This is a genomic window from Pseudomonas mangiferae (genome assembly GCF_007109405.1).
Classification (GTDB): domain Bacteria; phylum Pseudomonadota; class Gammaproteobacteria; order Pseudomonadales; family Pseudomonadaceae; genus Pseudomonas_T; species Pseudomonas_T mangiferae.
Window position 1 is genome coordinate 24,106 of record NZ_VJOY01000019.1, and the last position, 12,526, is coordinate 36,631.

Consider the following 12,526-nt stretch of genomic DNA (forward strand, 5'->3'; position numbering starts at 1 on the left):
ATACCGGGTCAGGCGTCCTGGTAGGCCTCGATGGGCGGGCAGGCGCAGACCAGGTTGCGGTCGCCGTAGACGTTGTCGACGCGGCCCACCGGCGGCCAGTACTTGGCTTCCAGCAGGGACGCGGTCGGGTACACCGCCTGCTCGCGGCCGTAGCCGTGGCGCCACTCGCCCACCAGTTCGGCGGCGGTGTGCGGCGCGTTCTTCAGCGGGTTGTCCTGCTTGTCCAGCTCGCCGCTCTCCACCGCGCGGATTTCCTCGCGGATGCGGATCATCGCGTCGACGAAGCGATCCAGCTCTTCGCGGGACTCGCTCTCGGTGGGCTCGATCATCAGCGTGCCGGCCACCGGGAAGGACATGGTGGGGGCATGGAAGCCGAAGTCGATCAGGCGCTTGGCCACGTCGTCCACGGTGATGCCGCTGCTGTCCTTGAGGGGCCGCAGGTCGAGGATGCACTCGTGGGCCACCAGGCCGTTGCCGCCGGTGTAAAGGATCGGGTAATGCTCCTCCAGGCGACGGGCGATGTAGTTGGCGTTGAGGATCGCCAGCTGCGAGGCACGCTTGAGGCCTTCGCCACCCATCATGCGGATGTACATCCAGGTGATCGGCAGGATGCTGGCGCTGCCGTAGGGCGCCGCGCACACCGCGCCGTCCTTGCGCTCCAGGCCGGCGTGGCCGGGCAGGAAGGGCGCCAGGTGGGCCTTGACGCCGATCGGGCCGACGCCCGGGCCGCCGCCACCGTGGGGGATGCAGAAGGTCTTGTGCAGGTTCAGGTGGGACACGTCGCCGCCGAACTTGCCCGGGGCGCAGAGGCCCACCATGGCGTTCATGTTGGCGCCGTCGATATACACCTGGCCGCCGTTGTCGTGGACGATGGCGCAGATCTCGCGGATGCCTTCCTCGAACACGCCATGGGTCGACGGGTAGGTGATCATCAGCGCGGCGAGGCGCTCCTTGTGCTCCTCGGCCTTGGCGCGCAGGTCGTCGATGTCGACGTTGCCGCGGCTGTCGCAGGCGGTCACCACCACGCGCATGCCGGCCATGCTGGCGGTGGCCGGGTTGGTGCCGTGGGCGGAGGCGGGGATCAGGCAGATGTCGCGCTGGGTGTCGCCGCGGCTGTGGTGGTAGGCGCGGATCGCCAGCAGGCCGGCGTATTCGCCTTGAGAACCGGCGTTGGGCTGCAGGGACACCGCGTCGTAGCCGGTGCAGGCGCAGAGCAGCGCTTCCAGTTCCTCGGTGAGCTGGGCGTAGCCCTGGCTCTGCTCGGCCGGCACGAACGGGTGCAGCGCGCCGAATTCGCGCCAGGTGATGGGGATCATCTCGCTGGCGGCATTGAGCTTCATGGTGCACGAGCCCAGGGGGATCATGCTGCGGTCCAGCGCCAGGTCCTTGTCCGCCAGCTTGCGCAGGTAGCGCATCAGCTCGGTCTCGGAGTGATAGCGGTTGAACACCGGGTGGGTGAGGAACGCGCTCTCGCGGCTCAGCGCGGCCGGCAGGCGCGACTCGGCGCTGGCGGCCAGGGCATCGAACGCCGGGGCCGCCTGGCCGTCGGCGAACAGCGCCCAGAGGGCCTCGACCTGGGCCGGGGTGGTGGTCTCGTCCAGGGAGATGCCAAGGCGCTCGCCATCGATTTCCCGCAGGTTGATGCGCTGCGCGCGGGCACGCTCGTGCAGCGTCGCGGTACGTGCGCCGGTGGCCAGGGTCAGGGTGTCGAAGAAGTGCGCCTGCTCGGCCTTCAGACCCAGCTGCGCGAGGCCGGCGGCGAGGATCGCGGTGAGCCGGTGGATGCGCTCGGCGATGCGCACGAGGCCCGCCGGGCCGTGGTAGACGGCAAACATGCTGGCAATGTTGGCCAGCAGCACCTGGGCGGTGCAGATGTTGCTGGTGGCCTTCTCGCGGCGGATGTGCTGCTCGCGGGTCTGCATGGCCAGGCGCAGCGCCGGTTTGCCGTGACGGTCGATGGACAGGCCCACCAGGCGTCCGGGCATGTCGCGCTTGTAGGCGTCGCGGGTGGCGAAGTAGGCGGCGTGGGGGCCACCGAAGCCCAGCGGCACGCCGAAGCGCTGGGCGGTGCCCAGGGCCACGTCGGCGTCGAACTCGCCGGGCGGGGTGAGCAGGGTCAGGGCCAGCAGGTCGGCGGCCACCGCCACCAGGGCGCCGGCCTCGTGGAGCCGCGCGATCAGCGCGCGATGGTCCTGGATATCGCCATCGGTGGCCGGGTACTGCAGCAGCGCGCCGAAGTAGCGGGAGGCGTCGTCCAGGGCGGACTCGTCGCCCACCACCACCTCGATGCCCAGGGGCTCGGCACGGGTGCGCAGCACCGCCAGGGTCTGGGCATGGCAATGGCGGGACGCGAAGAAGGCGTTGCTGGCCTTGTTCTTCGCCAGCCGCTTGCAGAAGGTCATGGCCTCGGCGGCGGCGGTGGCCTCGTCCAGCAGGGAGGCGTTGGCCACCGGCAGGCCGGTGAGGTCGCTGATCAGGGTCTGGAAGTTCAGCAGCGCTTCCAGGCGGCCCTGGGAGATTTCCGGCTGGTAGGGGGTGTAGGCGGTGTACCAGGCCGGGTTCTCCAGCAGGTTGCGCAGGATCGGCGACGGCGTGTGGCAGCCGTAGTAGCCCTGGCCGATGTAGCTGGTGAACGGCTGGTTGCGCGCGGCGATGGCCTTGAGGGTGTCCAGGGCTTCTGCCTCGCCGAGGCCGGCGGGCAGGTCCAGCACACTGGTGCCCTTGATGCTGGCGGGGATCACGCTGTCGCTGAGGGCGTCCAGGGAATCGAAGCCCAGGCGCTCCAGCATGCGGGCGATGTCCGCCTCGCGGGGACCGATGTGGCGACCGATGAATTCGTTGGCGGTGCCGAGCGGGATGGAACGGGTCATGGCGAAGTCCTCAGGCGTCGGCGGTGGCCTTGAGCAGGCGGTCGTAGGCGTCCTGGTCCAGCAGCGTCGCCAGCTCGTTCGTGTCCGCCGGGATGAAGCGGAAGAACCAGCCTTCACCCAGGGGGTCCTCATTGACCCGCTCGGGGCTGTCGTTGAGGCCTTCGTTGATCGCGATCACCTCGCCGGTGAGCGGCATGTACACGCTGCTGGCGGCCTTTACCGATTCGACGGTGGAGGCGTCGGAGCCTTTCTCGTAGCGCTGCAGGTCCGGCAGTTGCACATAGACCACGTCACCCAGTGCGTCCTGGGCATAGGCGGTGATACCTACGGTGATGCTGCCGTCGGCTTCAACGCGCAGCCATTCGTGATCTTCAGTGAAACGCAACTCGCTCATGGACTTTCCTCGGGAGCAGGGGACATGTAGGCGCAGTGGAGATCGCGCGCTAAGGGCAGGAATCTCTTAGCAATAATGTGGCCAAATAAAAAATCCATTAAAAATCAAACACATATCGAAATATCAGAGTGACTTCTTCTTCATTTGGAATGAAATCAATACAGGCGACGTGAGCCGGAGCGAAGAGATATGAGGCGAACCTGCGAAAAGAGGCCGCTTAGATAGGTTCGTAGCGAATTCGATACGATGTATCGATATCGAAACGGCCTGCATGCGTTCGCGCGTTCTTCACTTCCATCCCAACTCTGTGCGGAGCGCTATCTGACCGAGGAACGCCTGCTTTCTAGGCCAGGTGCTTTCATCCCGGAACGTCTTCGATGCCGACCCGACTGACCGTCCCTGGTCGATCCGGATGGGTCAGCCGATTGACGATCATCTGGAGACTCAGGTACATCGCGAAGGTGGCCGCTGCCAGGCCGATGGCCAGGCCGGCCCAGATGTAGCGTGGCCCCAGCGCCAGATGGATGCCGAGGATATAAGCGGCTGGAATCGCGATGAGCCAGTAGAAGACGGCGACCAGCGTCAACGAGGTTTTCAGTGCCTTGAGGCCCCTTAAGGCGCCCAGCAGGATGTTCTGCGCCCCGTCGAACAGCAGGAACCACACCGCGACGGCCAGCAGGCTGGCCACGGTGCTCTTGAGCAATACGCTGTCGGCCGTGCCGGACCTGACGAACAGACTGGCGATTTCGGTGGGGAAGAGCAGAAACAGGGGGGCGAAGAATAAGGACGCGACCGCGCCACAGCTCAGGCCGATCAGCACCACCTGCTTGACGTCCGCAATGCGTCCGGCTCCCACCAGGTGGCCGACCCGGTAAGAGGTGGCGCTCGACAGGCTGATGGGCGCGACGAAGGCGATCAGCACCGCCTGCATGGCCACATGGTGCGCGGCCTGCACCACGACCCCGAAGTGCCCCATCATCAGCGCCGCGCAGGTGAACAGGCTCAGTTCGATGGCGAATGACAGGCCTACTGGAATCCCGAATTTGATCGCCTGGCGCAGGATGTCCCAGTCGATGTCGAGGATACCCTCGAATATCCGATAGCTGCGGTAGCGCGGGGCGGTGGCGATGTATCCGGCCAATGACAGCGCCATCAGCAGAGAAACGCTGGCGGTGACCGCGCCGATGCCGCTCAGGCCCAGGTACGGAATGCCGAACCACTGGTTGATGATCACCAGGTTGAGGGCCAGGTTCAGCACCGCCGCGGCCATGCTGATGACCATGACCGGCTTGGTGTCACCCAAAGCGCTGACGAAATTGCGCAAGGCCATGAACACCAGGTAGCCCGGCAGTGCGAAGGCGACCGCGCGGGTGAAGGCGATGAAGGCATCAATGCTTTGCGGTGGCTGGCCGAGACTGCGCAGCAGCGGGGCGGCCAGCCATAGTGCCGATATGCCCAGTGCCGAGAGCGCCAGGGCTATGAGCATGCCGCTCTGGCATGAACGCCGGACCCGGGCGGTATCCCTGGAGCCATGGGCGATGGCGATCAGCGTGCCGATGCCCGAGATGACCCCGGAAAAGGAAAAGGTCAGGAACGAATAGATCGAGGCGCCCACGCCGCCGCCTGCCAGGGCTTCTGCGCCCAGCCGTCCCATCATGTAGGTGTCGGTGAAGACCATGACCACCTTGGACAGTTGGGCGGCCATCAGCGGTCCGGCCATGGCGAGCAGGATCATCAATTCGCCCATGACGCTGCTGTTCGAGCTTCTTTGTTCAAGCATGCAGTGGCCTCCAATGCCGGGTAACGCCGTCCATCGACGCTGCAATCGAATGTGGATCTGATGAGAGCGGGCCACTTTAACAGCTTTCGCGCGGACGCTTTTCTGTCCCAAAACTGGTAGTGGCGCGGCTCTTAATAAAATGATATTGCAAGGCGTTTTTATTTCTTATGGTTATAAAATGAATAGCAAGGCGCGTTAATTGATCTTTCGCAGCATTAAATGGTTGAACTAGGTTGTCGTGCCGAAAGAGTGTGGATGTCTCGCCGTAGAACACACGCGAATAAAGGCGATGCTTTTTAAGGAAGCGCTCTATTCACGGGAAACGTGTTGGGTTTCTTGTCCAGAAGTTGCCGTCAGATATGCGTGTTAGTCGCGAGGCAGTGATTAAGGTTTATTGAAGAATTTTCCGTCGAGGTGAGTGGATTCTTTCTCGGCGATTATCGATTGATGTGTAGTTCCCCTGGACGTTCCATGGCAGACAGTTCGTAGAAGTTTGCCTGCAAAATTATATCGGTATACATCGCTTCAATTGGCAGGACGCCCCGTGTGACGAGAGGGAGTTGATATGTTTGGTGAAAACCCCATACGAAAGAAGGCACCTGACATCGAGGCGCTTTGGGTCGAGGAAGTATTCAGGACATTGCAGGGAGAGGGGCCCTTCTCGGGCGTGCCTTCCACCTTCGTCAGGTTGTCGGGATGCAACCTGCGTTGCTATTGGTGCGATACGCAATTCGAGTCGTTTCGCTGGTCACTGACGCCGCAGGCGATCGTCGAGAAGGTGCGCAGCCTCGAAACCCCGGTTCCAGAGCTGATCGTGCTGACCGGTGGCGAACCCTTTCGCCAGAACATCGCGCCCCTGATACGGCTGTTCATCGCCGAAGGGTTCAAGGTTCAGGTCGAAACCAACGGCACGATCTATCAGGCCATCCCCACGGGGCAGGACGTCACCGTGGTGTGCAGCCCGAAGACGCCAGTACTGGACCTGCGCATGATCGAGATCATCACGCATTACAAATATGTACTGGCACATGACGAAGTCGATCCGCGCGACGGCCTGCCGGGTTGCTCGACGCAGCGGGCCGGGAAGAAAGCCCGTCTGTTCCGTCCTCCCCCGGGCAAGCCTGTCTATGTGATGCCGCGCGATGATTATGACGAGCAACGCAACCAGGACAATCTCAAGGCCTGTGTCGAAGTGGCAACTCAGCAGGGTTATACGTTGAACCTGCAGTTGCACAAACTTCTGAATCTTCCATAAGGATATGACTATGCAGAATGATCAAGAACATTCCCATGCCAAAGCACGGCAAGCGGTGATCGATATTCTCGACTATCTGGGTGAGGACACCAGCCGGCAGGGACTTCAGGAAACGCCGGAGCGCTTCCTGAAGTCCATGGTCGCGCAGACGGTGGGATATTCCCAGGACCCTTACCGCGTGCTGGAGAAGTTCTTCGAAGAGGTGGCGGGTTATAAGAACCTGATCATGTTGCAGAACATCCACTTCGAGTCGATGTGCGAGCACCATCTGGCGCCGATCGTGGGCAACGCGACCGTCGGCTATATCCCCAATGGCCGGGTCGTGGGCCTGTCCAAGCTGGCGCGGGTGGTGGACATCTTCGCCAAGCGCCTGCAGATCCAGGAGCGGCTGACCTCGCAGATCGGCCTGGCCCTCGATGAAGTGCTGCTGCCCAAGGGGGTGGGGGTGATCATTCGCGCCAAGCACAACTGCCTGTGCACCCGCGGCGCCTACAAGCCCAACGCCAACATGACCACGACCTACTTCTCAGGCGTGCTGGATACCGATTCGGTCAAGCGGGGCGAGTTCTACACCGCAGCTGCATTGCCGTGGGGCAATGGTGTCCACCACTCTCAGTAAGGGAAGACTGTCATGTTCAAGATCGACCGGAAGATTGAAATCGACGCGGGTCACCGGATCCGCTCCCATGGCTCCAAGTGCCGCAACCTCCACGGTCATCGCTATACAGTGCACATGACCCTCAGCGCTGACGAACTCGCCACCCAGGGTTCCGAGACGGGCATGGTGCTGGACTTCAGCTTTGCCAAGGAGGCGATGGTGCAATGCATCGATGAGCTGTGCGATCACGCCCTGATCGTCGATGCCGAAGACGAGTACCTGTTGCAGGTCCTGGATATCCGCGGTTCTGCCCGCGATGTGCTGATCTCAGGCGTTGCGCTTCCGTTGACCAACGCCGAAGGGATGAAAATCTACCTGGTGCCGTTCTCGCCCACCGCGGAAGCGCTGGCCAAGCACTGGTACGAACTGCTCAGCGAGAAGGTCGCCACCCTGGGGCATGGGGCCGCGCAGGTCCGCGTGGATGCGATTCGCGTGTATGAAACGCCCAATTGCTGGGCCGAGTATCCCGCCGGCAACGTGAGGGGCGTGCAGCATGTTTAGAAAAGGCTACGTGTTCGATGACGTGCTGCTGGTGCCCAAGAAGACCCACCTGGGCAGTCGCAAGGAAGCCGATATCGGCGTCGAGCTCAAGGGCATCGGCCGCCTGAGCGTACCGATCATCTCGGCCAACACCCAATGGTGCACCGAGGATCGCATGGCCCTGGAGATGGCCCGGATGGGCGGGCTGGGGATCGTCCACCGCATGTGCAGCGTGGAAGACCAGGCAGCCTTCGTCCATGCGGTCAAGAGCGCGCCTGTCACCCAGCGCGAAGCCGATTTCGCGCCGACCCTGGATGCTCAAGGCCGGCTCAAGGTCGGAGGCTCGATCGGCATCGTCGATGACTACCTGCAGCGAGCCGCCGGGTTGGCCGCCTGCGATGTGGACTTCCTGACCGTGGATATCGCCCATGGTCATTCCACTCACGCCATTGCGGCGATCGCCCGCGTCAAGGAGCGCCTGGGCGACATCCCGATCGTCGCGGGCAACGTGGCCACGCCCGAGGGCGTACTGGACCTGGCGGAGGCCGGCGCCAGCGTGATCAAGGTGGGTATCGGCCCCGGCAGTGTCTGTACCACGCGCTCGGTCACCGGCGCGGGCGTGCCGCAGCTCACCGCCATCCTCGAATGCGCCGAGGCGGCCAGGGAAGCCGGCGTGAGTCTGATCGCCGACGGCGGCATTCGCAGCTCCGGGGATATCGTCAAGGCCCTGGCCGCTGGCGCCCATGCGGTGATGCTCGGACGCATGCTGGCCGGCACCGACGAGAGCGCCGCCCAGTTGCTGGAAGTGTCCGGCAAGCACTACAAGCTGACCCGGGGCTTCGTCACCTTCGGGACCGGCCTCGAACTCAAGCGCTTGCAGGGCCAGAAGATCACCGAGGAGCAATTGCTGCGCTACGTGCCCGAGGGCATCGAGGCCTGCTTCGAACATGTCGGCCCCTTGCGTGCCTACCTGTATCAACTGATCGGTGGCATTCAGTCGGGTTTCAGCTATTGCGGCGCGAGCGATTACCCGCAGCTGCTGGAGCGGCATGAGTTCATCGAGGTGTCGGTGCAGACCAGCCAGGAAAGCCGTCCGCACGCATTGGACATAGGCAGGCACCCCATCGACTACAAGGCCGAGGCGCTCAGCCATGATTAACCTGAGCTGGGAGGACGTGGAGGCCCTGTCGGTGTCCATCGCCGAGGCCGTCCGCGCGGCCGACTACGACTTCGACTGCATCGTCGGCGTGGCTCGCTCTGGCTGGGTGCCGGCGGTGATCGTGGCTCATCAGCTGGGGGTGCGCGAGGTGGGCACGCTGTCCATCGTCCGGAACCTGTCCGAGGGCGTCGACTCACGCAAGGCGGAACCGCGCCTGGTGGATATCAGCCCGCTGGCGCAGGCGGGCAAGAAGTGGCTGGTCATCGAGGACATCGTCGGCAGTGGTGAAACCGTCCGTTTCATCCGCGAGCGATTCGGCGGCGACGGTCGCGAGATCTACGTCGCGAGCCTGGTCTTCAATGCCGCCAATGGCGACCGTGCCCAAGTGGGGGAAATGGTGGAGTTCCATGGCCGGGAAGTCAGGGAGTGGGTTCGTTTTCCCTGGGAAAAGAGGATCGAGTCCTGATGAGGAATCTGCTCAGCGAAGCCCGTGTCGAGGACATTGCCGACCCCATGGGGGTCGACCTCGATATTTCCCGCTACCTGCACCAGCACTACGACCTCAACGACTACCCGGTGGTGATGTTCAGCAATGTCGCCTGCGGGTCCCGGGTGCCTTATGTGGACAACGCCTTCAAGCGTGAAGCGATGTTGCGCGGGCTGGGCCTGACCGAGGCGAACGTGCAGCCGGAGTTCGCCCGGCGCGCGCGCGGAGCGCACGCCGACCAGCGGGCTCCGGTGCAGGCCCCCTGGGCATTCCGGCAGAGGGAATGGTCATTGCTGGACTTGCCGTTTCTCAAGTACCAGCCGGGTGATGGCGGCCGTTATCTGACTTCCTTCGTGTTCTGCATAGAGGACACGGCCGGGCGCTACAACCTGGGTTTCTACCGGGGGGAGATCAAGGATGGGCGCACCATCGCGATATTCATCGATCCCCGAACCGATGCCCACGCGATCATCCAGGAACGTCTGCGCGAGGAGCGCGAAATCAAGGTCAGCCTGTTCAACGGCGGGCCGATCTCGGCGTATATCGGCGCGGCGAGCAAGATCCCGGCGGACGTGGACAGCTTCGTGTTTTCCTCGGCCATTGCCGATGAGCCCATCGACCTCTGTCGCCAGGGCGACTACCCGGCGGTTCCGGCGGCCAGCGAGCTCGTCCTGCAGGCGAGCCTGAGTGGCAGGATGATCGATGAAGGGCCGTTCTGCGAGTTCAAGGGCTACTACAGCGAGAAGACGGTGGGCTTCGAACTGACCGTCAACGCGATCCATGCCCGGGACAATCCGCTGTTCTTTGGCATTTTCTGCGGCAAGGAGTCGGGGCTGAACCTGATGCGCCTGCAGAACGAGACGTTCATGTTCGGCTTTCTCACGAGCAAGGGGATTCCCGTGCGGCGCGTGGTCTACCCGACGGCTTACTTCGGCGAGTTCGGGGTCATCGTCGAGTGCGACTCGGTGACCGAGGACGTCCTCCGGCTGATCATGGGATACGACCTGCGCAGCAAACTGTTCTTCCTGGTCAGGAATGCCGAGACCCTGTTCGCCGATCTGTCGACGTTCGCCTTCGAGTCCGTGTCCGATGACTATCGCAAGCGCGGCGTGCGCATGGGCGGTCGTCTCGGGGTGCTGTGCGACAATGCCAATGACTTCGACTGGAAGACGTTCTGATGGATCGATCGATGAGCCCCAGGCTCACTACCCTCGTGTACTGCACCCATGAACAGCAGGTGCTGTTGCTGGACAGGCAAACGGCGCCGTATCGGGGATTTCTGCTGCCGCCGGGCGGCAAGTGCGAGTTCGGCGAAATCCCTATCGAATGTGCGCGCCGCGAGTTCGCCGAAGAGACGGGCTACGTGATCACCGAGCCGTTGCGCCCCCGTGGGCTGGTGTACGACTACTCCGGATCGCCGGACTGGAACTGGCTGATCTTCGTCTACAGCTTCGAGGCTTCGAGAAGGCCCGCACTGGTGGAGGAAAAGCACCCGCTGGTCTGGGCCGATCTGGACAAGCTCGATGCCTACCGGATTCCGGAATCGGACCGCTTCCTGATGGCGCGCTTATTCGCCGAAGGGTGCAGTTACCTGGAACTGGCCATGGAGTATCGCCAGGCGGAGGCGTTCGTGGGCTGCAGCGCGCACTTCGAAGGCCGCGCCGAGCTGTTCACCTGAATCCTCGACCGATCCGCCGGTAGCGCGGACCGGTTGTCTCTTGCAGAGGCGCAGGCGTCACCGGTCCCGTTGCAAGGGGGCCGCTCGGATCAGCTCTTGCCTGGGATGCCGTACTTGCGCAGCCGCTGGGCGATCGCGGTGTGCGACGTCTGCAGCCTGCCGGCCAGCTGCCGTGTGGAGGGGTAGCTGGCGTACAGCCGTTGCAGCAGCTCGCGCTCGAAGTCGCCCACCGCCTGCTCCAGGCTGGCGACCTCGCCGTCCTGGCCCTGCGCCACCGAGGTGCCCGCGATGTCCAGGTCGTCGATGTCCACTACGCTGCTCTCGCAGATGGCCGCGGCGCGGAAGATCACGTTCTGCAATTGCCGCACGTTGCCCGGCCAGCGGTTGCCCAGCAGCGCCGGGTGCGTGCCCGGCGCCAGGCGGCAGGGCTTGCGCTGGATTTGCGTGCAGGCCTGCTCCATGAAATGCCGGGCCAGCAGCAGGATGTCCTGGCCGCGCTCCCGCAGCGGTGGCACTTCCAGGTTCAGCACGTTGAGCCGGTAGAACAGGTCCTCGCGAAAGGCCCCGGCCTCCACCATGCGCTCCAGGTCGCGGTGGGTGGCGCTGAGGATGCGTACGTTGACCTTCACCTCGCGGTCACCGCCGACCCGGCGGAAGGTCCCGTCGCTGAGAAAGCGCAGCAGCTTGGCCTGCAGGTAGGGGGACATCTCGCCGATCTCGTCGAGGAACACCGTGCCCTGGTGGGCCAGCTCCAGCAGCCCCGGCTTGCCGCCGCGCTGGGCGCCGGTGAAGGCGCCGGGGGCATAGCCGAACAGTTCGCTCTCCGCCAGGTTCTCCGGCAACGCCGCGCAGTTCAGGGCGAGGAACGGCGCGCTGCGGCGCGCGCTGAGGGCGTGGCAGGCGCGGGCCACCAGCTCCTTGCCGGTGCCGGTCTCGCCGTGGATCAGCAGCGGCGCGTCGAGGCTGGCGACGCGCTGGGCGCGGCTCTTCAGGGTGCGGATCGGCGCGGAGTCGCCCAGCAGGGCGTCGAACCCCTCGGCGTGGTCGTGGTGCAGCGCCGCCAGGCGCTCGCCGATGCGGTTCGGCCGGTACAGGGTCAGCAGGCCGCCCGCTGCCTGGCCGGTGCCGCCGGGAGCGGCCTCGGCGATGGGCATGGCGTCCACCAGCAGCGCCTGGCCCTTGAGGGTCACTTCCCGCAGGGGCAGGCGGAAGCCCTGCTGCAGCAGCGCCCGTTGCAGGGGCTCGTCGTCGAACAGCTGTGCCAGGCGCTGGCCTTCCGGCTCGCCGCCGCAGAGGGCGATCAGCGCCGGGTTGGCCAGCAGGATGCGCCCCTCGCCATCCACCGCCAGCACCGGGTCGGCCATGGCCGCCAGCAGCGCGTCCAGCTGCAGGCGCCGGCGCTGCCCGGGGAGGATGTCCACCACCGTCACCGCCTGCACCCCGCGCACCTTGAACAGGGCGTCGCGCAGTTCCTCCAGCACCTCGGCGCTGAGGGTCGGCGCGTCGATGTAGACGTTGGGCGGGACCATCTCCACGGCGTCCAGGTTGAGGTTGCGCCCACCCAGCAGGGCCAGCACTTCCTGGGTGATGCCGACGCGGTCGATGAAACTGACGTGGATACGCATGGACGAATAGAACGGCGCGGAGGGAAAGGGCCGATTATGCCCGCTCGGGTCGTCCCGCGGACAGCCGCGAACGGTCGTCCGGCGACCGCTCGTCTCGCCCGTCCCGCGCACCGTCGCGGGCGCTTTGCGCCGCCGTTCGA

At 64.5% G+C, this 12,526-nt stretch carries 11 protein-coding genes; 7 read left to right on the forward strand and 4 right to left on the reverse strand.

Annotation, left to right across the window (positions count from 1 at the left end; all coding sequences use genetic code 11):
• Positions 1 to 8: 8 nt before the first annotated feature.
• From gcvP to FM069_RS19115, 3 genes are all read right to left on the reverse strand, one after another.
• The gene (gene gcvP / locus FM069_RS19105) at positions 9 to 2,870 is read right to left on the reverse strand and encodes an aminomethyl-transferring glycine dehydrogenase (RefSeq protein ID WP_143489984.1); all 2,862 of its coding nucleotides are present in this window, start codon (positions 2,868 to 2,870) and stop codon (positions 9 to 11) included.
• Positions 2,871 to 2,880: 10 nt separating this feature from the next.
• Positions 2,881 to 3,264: a glycine cleavage system protein GcvH gene (gene gcvH / locus FM069_RS19110; protein WP_143489986.1), complete on the reverse strand. Its 384-nt coding sequence runs from the start codon at positions 3,262 to 3,264 to the stop codon at positions 2,881 to 2,883.
• Positions 3,265 to 3,622: 358 nt separating this feature from the next.
• Entirely contained in the window at positions 3,623 to 5,011 is a 1,389-nt protein-coding gene (locus FM069_RS19115; RefSeq protein ID WP_178106854.1) for a NorM family multidrug efflux MATE transporter, read from the reverse strand.
• A 598-nt stretch (positions 5,012 to 5,609) separates the two neighbouring features.
• Between FM069_RS19115 and FM069_RS19120 the strand changes: the two genes are divergently transcribed.
• The 7 genes from FM069_RS19120 to FM069_RS19150 are packed head-to-tail and all read left to right on the forward strand — an operon-like array spanning position 5,610 to position 10,761.
• Positions 5,610 to 6,299 (forward strand): 7-carboxy-7-deazaguanine synthase QueE, encoded by a 690-nt coding sequence (locus tag FM069_RS19120; RefSeq protein ID WP_143489990.1) that lies wholly within the window; start codon positions 5,610 to 5,612, stop codon positions 6,297 to 6,299.
• A gap of 10 nt (positions 6,300 to 6,309) precedes the next feature.
• On the forward strand, positions 6,310 to 6,918 hold the full coding sequence (folE, locus tag FM069_RS19125) for a GTP cyclohydrolase I FolE (protein ID WP_143489991.1): 609 nt from the start codon (positions 6,310 to 6,312) through the stop codon (positions 6,916 to 6,918).
• A 12-nt stretch (positions 6,919 to 6,930) separates the two neighbouring features.
• Positions 6,931 to 7,458 carry a 6-pyruvoyl trahydropterin synthase family protein gene (locus tag FM069_RS19130; protein WP_143489993.1) on the forward strand — a complete coding sequence of 176 codons (528 nt, stop codon included), beginning with the start codon at positions 6,931 to 6,933 and terminating at the stop codon, positions 7,456 to 7,458.
• Positions 7,451 to 8,596 (forward strand): IMP dehydrogenase, encoded by a 1,146-nt coding sequence (guaB, locus tag FM069_RS19135; RefSeq protein WP_143489994.1) that lies wholly within the window; start codon positions 7,451 to 7,453, stop codon positions 8,594 to 8,596. The genes FM069_RS19130 and guaB overlap by 8 nt, the downstream gene beginning before the upstream one ends.
• Positions 8,589 to 9,062, forward strand: coding sequence for a phosphoribosyltransferase (locus tag FM069_RS19140; RefSeq protein WP_143489996.1), 474 nt, complete (start codon positions 8,589 to 8,591; stop codon positions 9,060 to 9,062). The genes guaB and FM069_RS19140 overlap by 8 nt, the downstream gene beginning before the upstream one ends.
• The gene (locus FM069_RS19145) at positions 9,062 to 10,261 is read left to right on the forward strand and encodes a UbiD family decarboxylase (RefSeq protein WP_143489998.1); all 1,200 of its coding nucleotides are present in this window, start codon (positions 9,062 to 9,064) and stop codon (positions 10,259 to 10,261) included. Before FM069_RS19140 ends, FM069_RS19145 begins: the two co-directional genes overlap by 1 nt.
• The gene (locus tag FM069_RS19150; protein WP_143489999.1) at positions 10,261 to 10,761 is read left to right on the forward strand and encodes an NUDIX domain-containing protein; all 501 of its coding nucleotides are present in this window, start codon (positions 10,261 to 10,263) and stop codon (positions 10,759 to 10,761) included. Before FM069_RS19145 ends, FM069_RS19150 begins: the two co-directional genes overlap by 1 nt.
• An 89-nt stretch (positions 10,762 to 10,850) precedes the next feature.
• Here the strand turns inward: FM069_RS19150 and FM069_RS19155 are convergent, their stop codons facing one another.
• Complete coding sequence (locus FM069_RS19155) at positions 10,851 to 12,386, reverse strand: sigma-54-dependent transcriptional regulator (protein WP_143490001.1); 1,536 nt, start codon at positions 12,384 to 12,386, stop codon at positions 10,851 to 10,853.
• Between the last annotated feature and the right edge of the window lie 140 nt (positions 12,387 to 12,526).

Excerpts from the sequence above, each read along its gene's own strand:
- gcvH (WP_143489986.1), bottom strand. The coding sequence starts at position 3,264 with ATGAGCGAGTTGCGTTTCACTGAAGATCACGAATGGCTGCGCGTTGAA.
- guaB (WP_143489994.1), top strand. The coding sequence starts at position 7,451 with ATGTTTAGAAAAGGCTACGTGTTCGATGACGTGCTGCTGGTGCCCAAG.
- FM069_RS19120 (WP_143489990.1), top strand. The coding sequence starts at position 5,610 with ATGTTTGGTGAAAACCCCATACGAAAGAAGGCACCTGACATCGAGGCG.
- gcvP (WP_143489984.1), bottom strand. The coding sequence starts at position 2,870 with ATGACCCGTTCCATCCCGCTCGGCACCGCCAACGAATTCATCGGTCGC.
- FM069_RS19140 (WP_143489996.1), top strand. The coding sequence starts at position 8,589 with ATGATTAACCTGAGCTGGGAGGACGTGGAGGCCCTGTCGGTGTCCATC.
- FM069_RS19155 (WP_143490001.1), bottom strand. The coding sequence starts at position 12,386 with ATGCGTATCCACGTCAGTTTCATCGACCGCGTCGGCATCACCCAGGAA.
- folE (WP_143489991.1), top strand. The coding sequence starts at position 6,310 with ATGCAGAATGATCAAGAACATTCCCATGCCAAAGCACGGCAAGCGGTG.
- FM069_RS19150 (WP_143489999.1), top strand. The coding sequence starts at position 10,261 with ATGGATCGATCGATGAGCCCCAGGCTCACTACCCTCGTGTACTGCACC.
- FM069_RS19145 (WP_143489998.1), top strand. The coding sequence starts at position 9,062 with ATGAGGAATCTGCTCAGCGAAGCCCGTGTCGAGGACATTGCCGACCCC.
- FM069_RS19130 (WP_143489993.1), top strand. The coding sequence starts at position 6,931 with ATGTTCAAGATCGACCGGAAGATTGAAATCGACGCGGGTCACCGGATC.
- FM069_RS19115 (WP_178106854.1), bottom strand. The coding sequence starts at position 5,011 with ATGGGCGAATTGATGATCCTGCTCGCCATGGCCGGACCGCTGATGGCC.